A 16108-nucleotide genomic window follows, 5' to 3' on the forward strand; every position below is an offset into this window, starting at 1 on the left:
AATTCCATAACTTCCAATTATGGAAAACAAAGAACCCCGGCGGCGCTTGGCAGCGGCTAAAGCGGCGGCCAGGAAGGCGGACATCAATGCAGACGCTGCGCGCGAGGCGGCCGATGAAGTACAGCGGCTCCTGGCGTCGAGGCTGCGCCTGCGGCATTTGAACTGTTTCGTGGCGATCGCCCAGGAGCGCACGCTCGCGCGCGCGGCGGCGCGTTTGCATCTGAGCCAGCCAGCCGTTTCGAAGACGCTTGTGGAACTCGAGCAATGGGCGGGCGTGCGTCTCGTCGATCGCGGCAGAAACGGTGCGGCGCTAACGGTGCAGGGCGAGCACTTCTTGCGCTACGCGCTCGACGCGTCGGCTTTGGCACTCGCGCGGCAGGACGCGCATGCAGCGCCAGCGGTGCGCCTGGGCGCGTTGCCGACCGTGGCAACGGCGCTGCTGCCCGAAGCCGTTCTGCGTTTCAAGGCGTTGCGCCCGCAGGTGGGCGTGAAGATTCATACCGACTCGAATGCGGAGCTACTGTGTGCGGTGAAAGCCGGCGAGCTCGACCTGATGGTGGGGCGCATGGCCGAGCCGGCGATGATGCAGGGTGTGTCGTTCGAATATCTCTATACGGAGTCGCTCCTCGTCGTCGTGCGCGCGGGACATCCGCTTGCGAGCGAAAGCGTTGCGCCCGCGCTCGGCGCCGTGCTCGGGTTTCCGCTCGTGATCGCGGGCGAGCGCACCGCGCCGCGCCATCACACCGAGGCGTTCTTTGAAACGCATGGTTTCGCCGTGCCCGAAGGCGCGATCGAAACGCAGTCGGCCTCCGTGGCGCGCTTGATCGTTTCCGGCTCGGACGCCGTGTGGATCGTGCCGCAGCGTGTCGCGCAAAGCGATCTCGATGCAGGCCTGCTCGTGCAGATCGACATGCCGGCTCCGCAGGGCGTGGAACCTATCGGCATTCTTCGGCGCAGTACGGTGACGCTCGACGAGGCGATCAGCGCACTCGCGCAGCAATTGCGGGAGTGCGCGCAGCTGGCATAGCGCGATTCCAATTGAAAGAAAGTAAAACGTATGGAATGATATCGATTCTCATTACCGTGGGCCTTTCCGCGGCCAAACAACAAGACTAGCCAGCCTGGCGTCGTTTCCCCTGGGTCTTCGGGGCGGCCCAGCCAGCCAATCGACCCGCGTCGTCCGCCTTTCCTGCACGCTCTTTCTCTCGTCGCCCGACGAATACGACGGTGGCGAACTTGCGAGCGCTTTCTGGGTGCAAAGCCTCGTGCGCGATGAGACGAAGCGCGCGCTGCTCTTCGACATGGACACCGCTATCCAGCGCTTCAACGCGAGCGACGCCGACGTAGAGGCGCTGCCTCGTGGGCCGCGACAACAATCTTTTGCGACTCTGGAGTGAAACATGAGCTTTTCCGATACCGCCGAGATCGACGCGCCGGCAACACCGCGCGCACGTCTCGACGCCGAACAGCGCGACGAGCGCGCGAAGCGCTCGCGCCGCGCGACCTTCATCAAGTGGCTGCGCAAAGTCCACGGCTGGGTGGGCCTGTGGGGCGCGGCGCTCGGCCTGCTGTTCGGCGCAACGGGATTCGTGCTCAACCATCGCGCCGAGCCGCTGCGCATCTCGCCGGGCGCGCCGCAAGTCTCGACGGTGCAAATCGCCGTGCCCGATCCCGCGCCCGAAACACCGCGCGAGATGGTGAAATGGTTGCGCTCGCAACCTGATTTGAAGCTGCCCGCGCGCATGGGCCGTGTGCAGAAGGAGCCCGAGCACAAGGTGGCCTGGGGCGATCGCGAGGTCGTGCAGCCCGAGCATTGGCAGATCATGTTCACGTCGCCTGGCGAGAGCGTGATGGTCGAGTACTGGGTGGGCAACGACAAGCTCACGCTCAAGCGCAACGACAACTCGCTCGTCTCGACGATCACGAACCTGCACAAGGGGACGGGCATGAGCGTCGGCTGGGTGCTGTTCATCGACAGCTTTGCCGGGGCGCTCATTCTGCTTTCGCTAACGGGCGTGCTGCTGTGGACGGAGCTGAACAAGCGCAAGACGGTGGGCGCCGTGCTGTTGTTCGGCTCGATTATCGTAGCGGTATGCGTGGGGCTGGCGTAAGCCTCAACGTGTGAGCCCGGCAACGGGCGCGAACGTCGATGTTCGCGCCCGTTCTCCATTCAGTCTTTCACACCGCGTTTGCGCAGCAAATAGGTGTCCATGATCCATCCGTTCGCTTCGCGGGCCTCTCCGCGAACGCGGACGATCTCATCTTTCACGTCTTCCAGCCGGCCCGCCATCAGGATCTCGTCAGGCGTGCCGACATAGGCGCCCCAGTAGATATCGAGTTCTTCGCCCGTGAGTTGCGCGTACGCGTTTTGCGCGTCGAGCATGACCACCGCGCTGTCCACATCCTGCGGAAAGCCGCCCTCCGCGAGCCGTCTTCCCGTCGTGATGCTCACCGGCTTGCCGATGAAGTTGAGCGGCACGCGATGCTTCGCCGCGAGCGCCTGCACGCTGCTGATGCCGGGAATCACCTCGAAGTCGAACGCGAGCCGGCCTTCGGCCAGGATCGAACCGAGAATGCGGATCGTACTGTCGTAGAGCGACGGGTCCCCCCAGACGAGAAACGCGCCGCATTGGCCGTCAGTCAATTCCTCTTCGATCAGGCGCGCGAATACGCGTTGCTTGTCGCGGTTGAGCTCGTCCACGGCGGCCTTGTAATCGAGACCTTCATCGCGGCGCCGCTCGGGGCTCGTGGCCTCTACGATGCGATAGTCGTGGTCCTTGATGAAGCGAGCGCAGATTTCCTTGCGCAGCGCGACGAGCTTGTCCTTGGCCGCGCCCTTGTCCATCACGAAGAACACGTCGGCGGCGTTGAGCGCTTCGATTGCCTGCACGGTCAGGTACTTCGGATCGCCCGCGCCGATGCCGATGATGAGGATCTTTTTCACGTTGCAGTTCCGGAATGTGAGTCGTCGGTGCGGCGCAATGATAGCGCGAGTTCGGCGCGGTGCCGCGCTCGCGGGCAGGGCAATTTTCTTCAATACGCGGGCGGTGCGCGCGTCTACCCTCGACGCATGTTGATCGCCCATGGGCGTAGCGAGGAGAACCGTGAGTACTGCCTTGTCGATGGCCGCCTTCGCGCTGGCCACTTCCATCACCCCCGGACCCGTCAATATCGTCGCGCTGAGTGCGGGCTCGCGCTACGGGCTGCGCGCGAGCCTGCGCCACGTCACTGGCGCGACCGTGGGCTTCACGCTGCTGTTGCTGCTGATCGGTCTCGGCATGCAGGAACTGCTGGCCCGCCTGCCGTTTCTCACGCGTGCGCTCGAATGGGCGGGCGTGGCTTTTCTACTGTACGTTGCCTACCGGCTCGCCACCGACGACGGCCGCATCGACTCCCCGAACGCGGCGCGCGGTCCCTCGCTGATGGTGGGCGCCACGATGCAATGGCTCAATCCCAAGGCGTGGCTCGCCTCGGTGGCGGGCATGGGCTTATATGCGGCTTCCGGCGAGGGCGCGCTCGTCTGGCAGTTCGCCGCGATCTATTTCGTGGTGTGCTACGTGTCGATCGCGTGCTGGGCGTGGGCGGGCGCATCGCTGCGCCAGGCCTTGCGCGAACCGTCGCGCGTGCGTTTCGTGAATCGCGCGATGGCGTTGTTGCTGGCGGGTAGTGCGGTTTGGCTCGTGCTTGCCTGAGCGCGCGGCGGCGACGTTAGCCGCGATATTGGCCAGGCGTCGCGGCAACGAACTGGCGGAACGCGCGCTGCAAATGCGCTTGATCGGCGAAACCCGCCTGCGCCGCAACATCTGCAATGGCGTGCCCTTGACGCAGTTGCGCGCGGCTGAACTCGATACGCCGGTTCACGACATACGCGTGCGGCGTCATGCCGTATTGCTCGCGAAACGCGCGAATGAGGTACGAAGGCGAGAGATCGGCGGCGGCGCAGATCTCTTCGAGTTTGAGCGTGCGCGTGTAGTTGCCGTCGATGAATTCCGCTGTGCGCGCGAGGCGCTCGTTCGGTTCGCGTGCGCTGACCGGCGCAGGATTCAGGGACTGCTGGAGCCTCGAGAAATAGGCTACGACGGCGCATTCCTTGCGCAACGCTGATTCGTGCGGGTCGACGAGCAGCTCGTAGAGCGCGTTGAGTCCGTCGAACAGATCGCGCTCCCAGCTCAAGGTCTGTTCGAACGGGCGAAAGCCCTCGTGCGCGCCGAAGCCCAGGTTGTGTTGCAGATTCGCGAGCCACGCCGTGTCGAGATAGAACATGCGGTAGGCCCAGGGCTCGTCGGCGGCCGGGTTGCAGGCGTGCACGACTTCCGGGTTGACGACCACTACCGCGCCCGCGCTGATATGCGAGAGCGTGCTCCCGTTCAGGTAGGTGCTGCGGCCGCCCGTGACCGCGCCGATCGAAAACGTGCTGTGTGCGTGACGGCCATAGCGTACCTTGCGGCCGTCGGCAATCGCGCGCACTTCGATGAACGGCAGGTCTGCGTCGCGCCAGAAGTAGGGTTGTGCGTCGGACGTCGTGGCTTGCGGCATGAGGAACCTCGGAGTGATGCTGCGCGCATCGAGCGACGCAGGTGGTCCATCTTAGCGCAACGCGAGCAAGCAGGGGGGACGTGATAGGCTTGTTCAGAATTGCGCGTGTCATTCCCTTTCCATTGCCAGGCACTGCACATGAACGAAACGAAGCCAACGAAGCCAACGAAGCCAACGAAGCCAACGAAGCCAACAAAGCCAACAAAGCCAACAAAGCCAACAAACGCAACGATTCGCCCGTTGACCGAGCAGGACGCCGAGGCGTTTCACGCCATGCGTTTGTACGCGGCCGAAAATTATCCCGCCGGTATCGTCCCGACCTATGAAGAGGAATCGAAGCGCACGCCTGAAGAAAGCCGGGCCCGGGTACGCGCCACCGAGAACCTGGTCGTATTCGGCGCATTCGCGGGCGACACGCTCGTCGGCATCACCGGCCTCATGCGCGAGCCGCGCCGCAAGCTTGCACACAAGGGGCTCATTTGGGGCGTCTTTGTGGATCCTGCATGGCGAGGCGCCGGCATTGCCAGGCAATTGCTGGAGGCCGCCATCGCTCACGCCCGCGCGCTAGGCTTGCTCCAGGTGCACCTGGTCGTGAGCATGTTGAACCCCCGCGCCCAGGCGCTCTACCGCGCGTGCGGCTTCGTGCGCTACGGGGTCGAGCCGCGCGGCCTGTGCATTGACGGCGAGTACGCCGACGACGAACTCATGGTGCTCTTTCTCGACGACCCCGCCGTGCCCGACTAAGTGCCAAATCGCGGCGGGTCAGTGCGCAGCGGAAAGCGAACGTCAAGTGTGGTGTAACGCACAGTGCGTTCGGCCGAATTATGCGCAGTCATCATTTCGTCATACCTGAACGTCGATAATCCACCGCGAATAAATTGGCCGACGTGTCCCGAGTTGCGCAACCATAGCGCCGCCGGCACGACGAAGGCCCGGGGATTTCGACATGACCATTCGTCACCGCATCACGCTACTCATCGTCCTGATGTTCGTCGCGCTGTCCGCCATCGGCGGCTACGCGGCCTTGCAGGCCCGCCGCAGCGCCACCGACGTCCGCCAGGTTACCCAGGGCGTCGTGCCGAGCGCTCTCGCTTCATCCGACCTCGTGTCGCTCGTGAAAGACGTGCAGCTCGCCACCATGACGCTCGTCTACGCACCCGACGCCACGGTCGCGTCGCTCGCGCAGAACGAACTCAAGGACAAGGAAGCCGCGTTGCGCGCCGCGCTCGACGTGCAGCGCAAGGCGGCAGCCAGCCACGCGCAGGAAGGCCTGGTTTCGCAGGCGCAGGAAAGCCTCGCGAACTACTTCTCCGCAATCGACGACACCGTGAAGATGAAGGCGAGCGGCAAGAACGAACTCGCGCAGGCCTATCTCTTCGCGAACGTCGCGCAGTACCGCGACGAACTCGAAGGCATCGTCACGACGATGCGCGTGGAAAAGAACCGCCAGAAGGACGACGCAATCCGCACGCTCAACGGCACGCTCGACACCACGACGAGCGCGATTGCAGGCGTGACGGGCGGCGCGGTGCTACTGCTCACGCTGATCGGCGCGCTGCTCTACCGCCAGATCACGCGGCCGCTTTCGCGCATGCAGGCCATGATGAGCGAGATCGCGTCCAGTCAGGACTTCACGCGCCGCGTGCCCGTGGGCCGCATGGACGAAATCGGACATTCGATCGTCGCCTTCAACGGCATGATCGAGAAGATCCAGCAAAGCTCCGCGCAGCTCAAGCGCAAGACCGCCGATATTCAGGCGATGCTGCAGAACATGCAGCAGGGCATTCTCACGGTGGTCGAAGGCGCGACGATCCACAACGAATATTCGGCGTATCTAGAGGCAATCTTCGAAACGAACGAGATTGCGGGCCGCTCGCTCATGGACCTCGTGTTCTCGCACACGGATCTCGATGCCGACACCCTCTCGCAAATCGACGCCGCCGTGCACGCGTGCCTTGGCGAAGACGACGTGAACTTCGCGTTCAATCAACATCTGCTCGTGAATGAAATCACGCGCACGCTGCCCGATGGCCGCGCGAAGGTGCTCGACCTGAGCTGGTCGGCCATCACCGACGAAAACGATGTGGTCGTGCGCCTCATGCTGTGCGTGCGCGACGTGACTGAGCTGCGCGAACTCGCGGCCGAAGCCGGCGAGCAGAAGCGTCGCCTCGAAATGATCGGCGAAATTCTCGCCGTGAGCGAAGAGAAGTTCCATCACTTCGTGGAAAGCTCGACGAGCTTCATTCACGAGAACGAACACATCATTCGCCAGCACGACTGCGCGGACACGAGCGCCATTGCAGCGCTGTTCCGCAACATGCATACGATCAAGGGCAATGCGCGCACGTATAGCCTGCAGCATCTCACGGGCGTGGTGCACGAAGTCGAGCAGCGCTACGACGCGTTGCGCCGCGAAGACAAGAGCCACACGTGGGACCAGCAAGCACTGATTGACGATCTGGAGCGCGTGAAGACGGCGCTCGAGCACTATACGAGCATCAACGAAGTGAGCCTTGGGCGCGGACCGCGTGCGGCTGGCGCGCAGAACGGTGCAGCGAGCCTCACGATCACGCGAGAAGCGATCGAAGAGACGCTGCGCATCGTCGATCGCACCGACGACAACGACCTGCCCGCGCTGCGCGCGATGCGCGCAGAACTGCGCACTACGCTGCGCGCCATCGGCACCGAGCGCGTGGCCGATGCGCTCGCGAGCGTGACCGGTTCGCTGCCGTCGCTCGCACAGGAACTCGGCAAGGTCGAACCGGTAGTGCGGATCGCGGACAACGGTTATCGCCTGCGCGGCGAGGCCGCCGGTACGGTGAAGAACGTGTTCATGCACCTGCTGCGCAACTCGCTCGACCACGGCATTGAAATGCCGGCGCAACGCCGCGCAATCGGCAAGGACGAGTCGGGTCATATCGATATCGACGTGAACGTGCACAACGGTGCGCTGCAACTGACGCTCGCCGACGACGGCCGCGGGCTCGCGCTCGCGCGCATTCGCGGCATTGCGGTGGAGCGCGGCTGGCTGCAGGCGTATGAAGCGGTGAGCGACGAGGCGATCGCGGCATTCATTTTCCGCCCCGGCTTTTCGACGGCGACAAACGTGACCGAAATCTCGGGCCGCGGCGTGGGCATGGACGCGGTGCGCGATTTTCTCGAACGCGAGGGCGGCGCCATCGAACTGCGTTTCACCGATGACCGCGAGGGCGCCGATTACCGGCATTTCCAGACCGTCGTGCGTTTGCCGCAGGAGTGGGCCGTCAAGGTGGCGAACGTAACGCAGGCAAAGCAAGAGGAAGCGCTGGCGGGCTAGCGCATGGCGGGGGTTGAAGTGGTCTTACCGTATTTGATCGAAGGCGCGGCGCTTATCGCGCTGGCGGCCGGCGCGGCTGCCCTGTGGGGCAAGCGTGTGCAAAGGCAGGCACGTGAGGTGGCGCACGCGCAGGACGCCGCGCACGCAGCCGCGCTTGCACAGGCTCAAGCGCACCACACGGCGCAGCAGGAAGACGCCGCACGCGAACACGAGTCGCTGGCTGCGCAAATCGAGTCGCTGCGCGCGGAACTCGCGCAGCGCAGGTCCGTGGCCGAGGCACTCGAAGCGGCGCTCGCCGGCGAGCGCGCGCAGCGTGACGACGCGATGAATCACGCGGCGCGTATCGCGAGCGAGGCCTCGCGCCTGAAGCTCATGTCGTCGACGTTCGAGCGCTGGCACGAGCAGATGATCTCGCTGATGGCGCAGAACAACGACATGCACAAGAAGAACCAGGAGCTGTCGTCGATCGTGAGCCATGTGCTGATCGTCTCGCTCAACGCGTCGATCGAAGCGGCACGCGCGGGCGCGGCCGGCCGTGGCTTCTCGATCGTGGCGGGGGAAGTGCGCTCGCTCGCTACGCGTTCTCAGGAACTTTCGAAGAGCTATCGCGACAGCCTGAACCGCAACGACCTCATTACGGCCGCGACGTTCCAGGACATTCAGGCGGGCGGCAAGATGATCGCGGCGACGCTCGCGAGCGTGGAAGCGTCGTCGCAGCAGCTGCATCACCAGCTCGAAGCGACGCGCGCCGGGGCGCACGCATGATCGGCACGCACGCGAAGGACAGCATCGAGCGGATTTTTTTCGCGGCTGCGCGCATGCGTCTCGTGACCGACGCGCAGCACAGCTGCGAATTCGAGCCTCGTGTGGGCGAGGCGCCCCAAGGCGAGCACCTGGTCGTGCTGACGATTTCGTCGATGCAGTTCCGCCTGCTATTGCTGCTGCACTTCGAAGATGACGAGCGCACGCAGCGCTACTACGTGGGCGACACCTCGCGCGCGCTCACCGAATGCTTCATGGAGTTCGGCAACCTGTGCTGCGGGGCCATGAACCAGCAACTGGTCGAGCATTTCCCCGACCTCGGCATGTCCACGCCCTATGCGCTCAGCAGTGGATGCCTGCCGTATCTGCGCGAGCTGAAGCCGGACTACGTGCAGTCGTACGCGCTCACGATCGATCACGACGTTCGGCTCGGCGCCACGCTGTGCGTCTGCACGCAAGCGCCGCTCGATTTCGTGGCGAGCACCGCGGCAGTCGAAGTGCACGACAGCGCGGGCGAACTCGAGTTGTTTTGAAGGCAGAGAAAGGAAACATGAACACGAACAAGCCAGTCAGCAAGCTGTTGCTGCTGGAAAGCGATACCGCGCGTGCCGAGGCGATCGCGCGAACCGCGGCCGCACACGATTGCGTGTGCGTGCCGGTGCGGCGCGACGCGCTCTCGGCGGCGCTGAAGACGCATTACGACCTGGGCGGCGTGCTGCTGGGCGAGGACTTTGGCGGCTCTCTCGAAGCCGCGGCGGCGGTGGCCGTCGCGCTGGAAGCGGAGCGCCCCGAACTGCCCGTCGTGCTGCGGCGTGTAGCAAACGAGCACCGCGACGCATTGCCCGAGCCGTTGCGCCGCCTGCCGTGCGCCACCTGGCACGAAAGCGATCCTGAAACGCTGATCGCGGCGCTCGAAGCGCACGTGTTCTCGCACGACTATCCGGACCCGCTCGTGGATGGCATCACCGACATGACGCTCGGACGCCTGCGCGGCCTCTTCGCTGATCTCGAGGTGAACTGGGACACGCCGAGCATCGTGCGCGACCGCATCATCTTCGGCGAGGTGTTGACGCTCATTCCGATCGAGACCGCATGGTGCCGCGGCTGGCTTCTCATGCAGACCGAGGAGGCCCCGCTGATCGAACTGCTGCCGCCGCGAGCGGGCCGCGACGAAGCGAGCGACTTCCGCGACGTGAACGGCGTGCTCGCCGAACTCACGAATCTCGTGTGGGGTGCGTTCCGCAACCGCTACCTGGGTAACGCGCACGCTGCCGACGAGGCAGGTTGGGGCGGCGCGCAGGTGCAGGTGCCGCTGCTCATCAATCATCGGCGGCGTTATTTGTCGTTTGGCTCCGACAATCCGCAGTTGTGCATCAAGTACCGGCTCACGTGCCCGAATACGGGCCGCGAAGTGGTGATCGACCAGCGGTTCGTGTTCAGCCTCGGCTGGTCGCGCGAAGGGTTTGACGAGACGGCCGCTCAGGCCGCAGCCGCTGCCGTTGAAGAGCAGGCGAGCGGCGAACTCGAATTATTTTGATCAAATGCGCGCCCAACGCGGCGCAACAGAGAGGGACAACATGGCAAAGATTCTGGTGGTGGACGATTCGAGCACGGTGCGCGACGAAGTGGCCGGCTTTCTGCGCAAGAACGGTCTGGACGTCGACACGGCGGTAGACGGCAAGGACGGCCTCGCGAAGCTGCGCTCGAACCCCGGCGTGAAGCTCGTGGTGAGCGACGTGAACATGCCGAACATGGACGGCCTCACGATGGTCGAGAAGATTCGCAGCGAACTCGCGAATACGGCCGTGAACGTGGTGATGCTGACCACGGAAAGCAGCCCGGCCATGAAGGAGCGCGGCAAGGCGGCCGGCGTGCGTGGCTGGATCGTGAAGCCTTTCAAGGGCGAAGCGGTTCTGGAAACGTTCAGAAAGCTAGCTAACTGATTTCTTGCGGCGCTGCATTTCACCGCATTACATTCGATAACACCGGCAGCGCATGACGTCGCGCGCAAAGACGCGAGTGTTACGGCGTTAAAAAACCCAATAGTTTGCCCGTTGTTGCTGCCTGGTTGCGCTGCTCTAATCCGCCGTTCCTTATGCACGGAGCCGGCGGAAAATGGGCGAATCGAAAGCGATCGCAAGCTTGGCTGTTCCATTGTGGGCGCAGCGTGCATTAGGCGCGCCGCCACTCGCACTGGAGCGTCAGTGGCTGCTCTCGCAAAGCGGCAATGAAGTGTATCGCGCGCGCATGCCGGACGGCAGCTCTCGCGTTCTGCGAATCAGCCCGCATGCGCGCGCGTTCATGCACACGCGCGCGAATCTCGGCGTGCTGCGCGAACTGGGGTTACCGGTGCAGACCGTGCTTGGCGAAGGCATCACGCCTATGGGTGCGGCTTTTATCGTGCTCGACTGGCTGCCTGGGCGCGACCTTTACTATGTGTTGCAGGATATGAGCGACGCCCAGGGCGCGCGCATCGCCGCGACCGTAACGGATTTCCAGCATCGCGTTGCCGCTCGCGAAGCACCGGCCAATGGGGGGTTCGGTTGGGTTTCTCTGTTCGGCGCGCGCCGCAGTCACGCACGTTGGAGCGATATTTTTGGCGAGCCCGCGGCGCGCCATGCGCACGTCGAGATGCGTGACCGCACCGACGCCACGCCGCTGGAACGTTGTCGAGGGCGCCTCGGGCTTTTGCGTGCTTCGCTCGAAGACTATTTCGCCTCAGTCGATCCGGTCTGCTTTCTGCATGATTTGACCATCAAGAATGTACTTGTCAGGGATGGCGAATTAAGTGGCTTGATCGATTTCGATTCCGTTTGCTACGGCGACCCGTTGATGGTGCTCGGTATCACGCTCGCTCACCTTGAAGCCGATATCGGCGAGGCCGGGCGGCCCTATGGCGAAGCGCTGCTGCAGTGCTGGCAGCCGCAGGGCGCGCAGATGCGCGCGACGGGGTTCTACGCTTCGCTTTGGGCTACGGGCTTTCTCGCCATCGCGCTGGACGCGGGCGACGCAGAGCGGGCTCAGACGCTCGTACCGGTCGTCCAGCGACTCCTTGCGATGGCCGAAGGTGCCGCTTAGGTGACGCTTAGGTGACGCATAGATGCCGCTCACGAGCCGTATCGGCAGCGCGCTTCAGGCTGCCGCGGGCACAGCTTCGGCCAATACGTTTGTCTTCGCCGGGGTGAGCAGCACCGGAATCGACTTCGAAGTCGGCGTGCCCGCGCCATCGGCGATGGACGAAAGCGGCACGAGCGGATTGGTCTCGGGATAGTACGCGCCGAGGCAGCCGCGCGGAATGTCGTACTCCACCAGCATGAAGTCCTCGACGTGGCGCTCCACGCCGTCGTCCCACACGCTCGTGATGTCCACGTGCTGACCGGGCTCGAAGCCGAGCATCGTCATGTCTTCGCGGTTCGCGAACAGCACGCGGCGCAGGCCGTACACACCGCGATAACGGTCGTCGAGACCGTAGATCGTCGTGTTGTACTGATCGTGCGAGCGCGTGGTCATGAGCGTCATGAGGCGCGGGCCGTGCTCGGCGCGCGCGCGATGAATCGGCGTATCGAGCGCGATGGCGTGCACGACGAATTGCGCCTTGGCGCTGGGCGTTTTCCACACACGGTCGCGCGAGGCCACGCCCAGGTGGAAACCGCCCGGGTGCTTCAGGCGCTCGTTGTAATTTTCGAAGCCGTCGAACACTTTTTCGATGCCGTCGCGGATCTTCGCGTAGTCGGCGGCGAGGTCGAGCCAGTCCACCTTGTCGCTGCCGAGCGTGGCGTGCGCCATGCGCGCGACGATCGCGATCTCCGAAAGCAGGTTCGTCGACGCGGGCCGGTTCATGCCGTAGGAGATGTGCACCATGCTCATCGAGTCCTCGACGCTCACGCCTTGCGGCACGCCGTTCTGCAGGTCGATCTCGGTGCGGCCGAGCGTGGGCAGAATGAGCGCGTCGTGGCCGTGAACGAGATGGCTGCGGTTGAGCTTCGTCGTGACGTGCACCGTGAGCGCGCATGCGCGCATGGCTTCCCACGTGCGTGGCGTGTCGGGAGTGGCGATCGAGAAGTTGCCGCCCAGACCGATGAACACCTTCACATGGCCTTCGAGCATCGCGTGGATGGTTTCCACGACGTCGTAGCCGTGCTCGCGCGGCGGCTCGAAGTCGTAGGCCTTGCCGAGACGGTCGAGAAACGCCTGCGTGGGTTTTTCCTCGATGCCCACCGTGCGGTCGCCCTGCACGTTCGAATGGCCTCGCACGGGGCACAGGCCCGCGCCGCGGCGGCCGATGTTTCCGCGCATCATCATGAGGTTCGAAAGCAACTGGATCGTCGCCACCGAATTCTTGTGCTGCGTGAGGCCCATGCCCCACGTCGAGATGACGGCCTTTCCCTTCACGTAGATGTCGGCGAGCTTGAGCACCTCTTCCATCGGCACGCCCGCTTCGGCGACGATCGTGTCCCAAGATTCGGCGCGCAGGTCGGTGGCGAACGCGTCGAAGCCCACGGTGTGCTCCGCGATGAAATCGACGTCGAGCACGCGTTCCGTGCCTTGCGCGAGCGCTTCGTCGTCGAGTTCGATCACGCGCTTGGCCACGCCCTTGATGAGCGCGAAGTCGCCGCCCACGCGCGGGCGGATGAACACCGAGCTGATCTGCACGCCCTTGGGCGAGAGCATGTCGAGCGTGTGCTGCGGGCTCGCGAAACGCTCCAGCCCGCGCTCCTTCAGCGGATTGATCGAAACGATGGTCGCGCCGCGCTTCGCGCATTCGCGCAACTCGCCGAGCATGCGCGGATGGTTCGTCGCCGGGTTCTGGCCGAAGATGAGCAGCGTGTCGGCGTGCTCGAAGTCGTCGAGCGTGACCGTGCCCTTGCCGATGCCCACCGTGCCCGGCAGGCCGCGGCTCGTGGCCTCGTGGCACATGTTCGAGCAGTCGGGGAAGTTGTTCGTGCCGTACATGCGCACGAAGAGCTGGTAGAGGAACGCGGCCTCGTTGCTCGCGCGGCCCGAGGTGTAGAACGCGGCGCGGTTCGGGTCGTCGAGCGCGTTGAGGTGCTTTGCGATCAGCTTGAACGCGTCGTTCCACTCGATCGGCACGTAGCGGTCCTGCAGCGCGTCGTAGACGAGCGGATCGGTCAGGCGGCCGTGCTGCTCCAGTTCGTAGTCCGACTGCGCCATCAGTTCGCTAACGGTGTGCTCCTGGAAGAACTGGGGCGTCACGCGCTTGCTGGTCGCCTCCGCCGCCACGGCCTTCACGCCGTTTTCGCAGAATTCGAACGTGGAAGCGTGCTCGCGGTCGGGCCATGCGCAGCCGGGGCAGTCGAAGCCGTCGGGCTGGTTCTGCTTGAGCAGCGTTCGGTAATTGCCGCCCGTCACCTTCTCCTTGATCAGGTTGATGGCGACCTGCTTGAGCGCGCCCCAGCCGGCGGCGGGGTGGTGATACGGCTCGATGCGACCTTGCGGCTTCTTCATGATGCGGTTGGCTTTTCGTTTTCCAGGGCGGTCTGCCCGATGACTCAAGGCTACTGTGTTCCTGTGCCCCCGGAGATCACAGAAAAACCAAAAAGCAAGGGATACAGTTGCGGCGTTTTGTCATAGACTTGCCGGCATCGGCCCCGCGCGCGTGGCTTTACCCTTTCGCCTGATTGACCCGAACCCGAACGTGACCCGCTACGAGCAACTCGCCGACGATATCGAAGCCGCTGTGCGCCGCGGCGTGTTCGGCCCCGGCGAGCGCATTCTCTCCGTGCGGCGCGCGAGCCAGCAGCACGGCGTGAGCATCAAGACGGTGCTGCGCGCCTATGCGCTGCTGGAAAGCCGCAGCGTCATCGAGTCGCGGCCGCAATCGGGGTATTTCGTGCGGGCGCGCGTGGGTGCGCCGCAAGGGCGCGGCACGGCGGGCATACTGGGCGCGCAGGGCAAGGACGCGGTGTCCCCAGGCAAGCCGCGCCGCGCGAGCGCGCCAAGACAACCCGTGCCCGCCAATGTAGATGTGAGCCGGCTAGTGCTTTCCACGCTGCGCAGCATCGGCGCGCAGGACGCCGTGCCGCTCGGCTCGCCGTACCCGGACCCGGCGCTGTTCCCTTGGCGGCGCATCAACCAGTACGCCAACGCCATTGCGCGCCGCCATGCGAGCTGGAACCTAATCGACGACCTGCCGCCCGGCAACCCCGAACTGATCCGCCAGATCGCGCGGCGCTATGCCGAAAACGGCGTGAGCGTCGATCCCGAGGAAATCGTCATCACCGTGGGCGCGACCGAGGCGATCAACCTGAGCCTGCAAGCCGTGGCCAAGCCGGGCGACACGGTGGCCGTCGAATCGCCGACCTACTATGCGATGCTGCACGCCATCGAGCGTCTGGGCATGCGCGCGATCGAAGTGAGCACGCAAGCGGATACCGGCATCGACCTCGACGCGCTGGAGCGCGTGCTGGCGCGCCAGAAGGTCGCGGCCTGCATGGTGATGCCGAACTTCCAGAATCCGCTCGGGTTTCGCATGCCCGACACGCATAAGGCGCGGCTCGTCGCGCTTGCCGAGGCGCACGACTTGCCCTTGATCGAGAACGACGTCTATCAGGAGCTGTACTTCGGGCAGACGCGGCCTTCCACGCTCAAGCAGTTCGACACGCGCGGCCTCGTGCTGCATTGCGCTTCGTTTTCGAAGAGCCTTTCCGCCTCGTACCGCATCGGCTGGGCGCTGCCGGGGCGCTACCGCGCGCAGGTCGAGAAGCTCAAGTTCCTCAACACGCTCACGACACCCTCGGTTCCCCAGGTGGCGCTGGCCGACTACTTGCGCCACGATGGCTACGACCGGCACCTGCGTCGCGTGCGGCGCTTCTACCGGCAACAGGCGCGGCTCATGCGGGCGATGGTCGAGCGCTTCTTTCCGGCCGGCACGCGCACCTCGGAGCCGCAAGGCGGCTACGTGCTGTGGGTGGAACTGCCGCCGCGCGTCGATTCGATGCGGCTTTATCAGGCGGCGCTCGCACAGGGCATTACCATCGGGCCCGGCTACATGTTCTCGATGCGCAACGAGTATCACCACTACATCCGGCTGAACTACAGCTACCCATGGAACGCGCAGACCGAAGCCGCGCTGAAGACGCTAGGCGAAATGGCCGCGAAGATGGCATGAGGAGACAGACGATGAACCCAGATAAAGAACGCGAAGACGCCGACGCTGACGAGTTGGGCGTCGATCCGGTGCTGATCGCCGTGCTCGAGCAATTGTGGCGCGCGGAGTGCGAGAAGCACGAGCGGCCTGAGACTCTGGGCCGGGCATGGTCGCTCGCGAAACTCTCGAAGCAGGCCGGCGTGCCGATGAGCGGATTGCGCAGACAATTGACGGCGCTCGTGGACGGTGGCCTCGTGGTGACGACGCAGGCCGAAGACGGGAGCGGCACGGCGAGTTTGTCGGACGAGGGGCGGGCGTTTTGTGCGGAGGTGTTCGGCGAGGGTGACTGAAACGCTTTAAGCTACGCCAACACCATCCCCCTCACG

The 16108-nt window shown here is 64.5% G+C and carries 15 protein-coding genes and 1 pseudogene; 13 read left to right on the forward strand and 3 right to left on the reverse strand.

Annotation, left to right across the window (positions count from 1 at the left end; translation table 11 throughout):
* Window positions 1-130 precede the first annotated feature (130 nt).
* The 3 genes and pseudogenes from E1N52_RS16145 to E1N52_RS16155 all read left to right on the forward strand — a co-directional run bounded on the left by E1N52_RS16145 (window position 131) and on the right by E1N52_RS16155 (window position 2111).
* Complete coding sequence (locus tag E1N52_RS16145; protein WP_425468077.1) at window positions 131-1027, forward strand: LysR substrate-binding domain-containing protein; 897 nt, start codon at window positions 131-133, stop codon at window positions 1025-1027.
* Window positions 1028-1184: 157 nt separating this feature from the next.
* A pseudogene (locus E1N52_RS16150) lies at window positions 1185-1404 on the forward strand (PKHD-type hydroxylase); the annotation flags it as partial.
* Window positions 1401-2111 carry a PepSY-associated TM helix domain-containing protein gene (locus tag E1N52_RS16155; protein WP_133183762.1) on the forward strand — a complete coding sequence of 237 codons (711 nt, stop codon included), beginning with the start codon at window positions 1401-1403 and terminating at the stop codon, window positions 2109-2111. The pseudogene E1N52_RS16150 and the gene E1N52_RS16155, both read left to right, overlap by 4 nt.
* A gap of 59 nt (window positions 2112-2170) precedes the next feature.
* Here E1N52_RS16155 and cobF read toward each other — a convergent pair whose 3' ends face one another.
* Window positions 2171-2944 carry a precorrin-6A synthase (deacetylating) gene (gene cobF / locus E1N52_RS16160; RefSeq protein WP_133183763.1) on the reverse strand — a complete coding sequence of 258 codons (774 nt, stop codon included), beginning with the start codon at window positions 2942-2944 and terminating at the stop codon, window positions 2171-2173.
* Window positions 2945-3104: 160 nt separating this feature from the next.
* On the opposite strand from cobF, the gene E1N52_RS16165 reads away from it, so the two are divergent.
* The gene (locus E1N52_RS16165) at window positions 3105-3692 is read left to right on the forward strand and encodes a LysE family translocator (RefSeq protein ID WP_133183764.1); all 588 of its coding nucleotides are present in this window, start codon (window positions 3105-3107) and stop codon (window positions 3690-3692) included.
* A gap of 16 nt (window positions 3693-3708) precedes the next feature.
* Here E1N52_RS16165 and E1N52_RS16170 read toward each other — a convergent pair whose 3' ends face one another.
* Window positions 3709-4536: a helix-turn-helix transcriptional regulator gene (locus E1N52_RS16170; protein WP_133183765.1), complete on the reverse strand. Its 828-nt coding sequence runs from the start codon at window positions 4534-4536 to the stop codon at window positions 3709-3711.
* A gap of 240 nt (window positions 4537-4776) precedes the next feature.
* On the opposite strand from E1N52_RS16170, the gene E1N52_RS16175 reads away from it, so the two are divergent.
* From E1N52_RS16175 to E1N52_RS16205, 7 genes are all read left to right on the forward strand, one after another.
* Window positions 4777-5280 carry a GNAT family N-acetyltransferase gene (locus tag E1N52_RS16175; RefSeq protein WP_281282676.1) on the forward strand — a complete coding sequence of 168 codons (504 nt, stop codon included), beginning with the start codon at window positions 4777-4779 and terminating at the stop codon, window positions 5278-5280.
* A gap of 202 nt (window positions 5281-5482) precedes the next feature.
* Window positions 5483-7852 carry a HAMP domain-containing protein gene (locus E1N52_RS16180; protein WP_133183767.1) on the forward strand — a complete coding sequence of 790 codons (2370 nt, stop codon included), beginning with the start codon at window positions 5483-5485 and terminating at the stop codon, window positions 7850-7852.
* Between the two features lie 3 nt (window positions 7853-7855).
* Window positions 7856-8617: a methyl-accepting chemotaxis protein gene (locus E1N52_RS16185; RefSeq protein ID WP_133183768.1), complete on the forward strand. Its 762-nt coding sequence runs from the start codon at window positions 7856-7858 to the stop codon at window positions 8615-8617.
* Window positions 8614-9147, forward strand: coding sequence for a hypothetical protein (locus tag E1N52_RS16190; RefSeq protein WP_133183769.1), 534 nt, complete (start codon window positions 8614-8616; stop codon window positions 9145-9147). The genes E1N52_RS16185 and E1N52_RS16190 overlap by 4 nt, the downstream gene beginning before the upstream one ends.
* A 17-nt stretch (window positions 9148-9164) precedes the next feature.
* Window positions 9165-10151 (forward strand): chemotaxis protein CheX, encoded by a 987-nt coding sequence (locus E1N52_RS16195; protein ID WP_133183770.1) that lies wholly within the window; start codon window positions 9165-9167, stop codon window positions 10149-10151.
* Window positions 10152-10191: 40 nt separating this feature from the next.
* Window positions 10192-10557 carry a response regulator gene (locus tag E1N52_RS16200; protein WP_028207929.1) on the forward strand — a complete coding sequence of 122 codons (366 nt, stop codon included), beginning with the start codon at window positions 10192-10194 and terminating at the stop codon, window positions 10555-10557.
* Between the two features lie 172 nt (window positions 10558-10729).
* Complete coding sequence (locus tag E1N52_RS16205; protein ID WP_133183771.1) at window positions 10730-11692, forward strand: phosphotransferase family protein; 963 nt, start codon at window positions 10730-10732, stop codon at window positions 11690-11692.
* Between the two features lie 54 nt (window positions 11693-11746).
* Here the strand turns inward: E1N52_RS16205 and E1N52_RS16210 are convergent, their stop codons facing one another.
* Entirely contained in the window at window positions 11747-14080 is a 2334-nt protein-coding gene (locus E1N52_RS16210; protein WP_133183772.1) for an FdhF/YdeP family oxidoreductase, read from the reverse strand.
* 190 nt (window positions 14081-14270) lie between these two features.
* Between E1N52_RS16210 and E1N52_RS16215 the strand changes: the two genes are divergently transcribed.
* Both E1N52_RS16215 and E1N52_RS16220 read left to right on the forward strand, forming a co-directional pair.
* On the forward strand, window positions 14271-15743 hold the full coding sequence (locus E1N52_RS16215) for an aminotransferase-like domain-containing protein (RefSeq protein ID WP_133183773.1): 1473 nt from the start codon (window positions 14271-14273) through the stop codon (window positions 15741-15743).
* An 11-nt stretch (window positions 15744-15754) separates the two neighbouring features.
* Window positions 15755-16072 (forward strand): helix-turn-helix transcriptional regulator, encoded by a 318-nt coding sequence (locus tag E1N52_RS16220; RefSeq protein ID WP_133183774.1) that lies wholly within the window; start codon window positions 15755-15757, stop codon window positions 16070-16072.
* The last annotated feature ends 36 nt before the right edge of the window (window positions 16073-16108 follow it).

Origin of the sequence: Paraburkholderia guartelaensis, assembly GCF_004353905.1 — a bacterium.
Classification (GTDB): domain Bacteria; phylum Pseudomonadota; class Gammaproteobacteria; order Burkholderiales; family Burkholderiaceae; genus Paraburkholderia; species Paraburkholderia guartelaensis.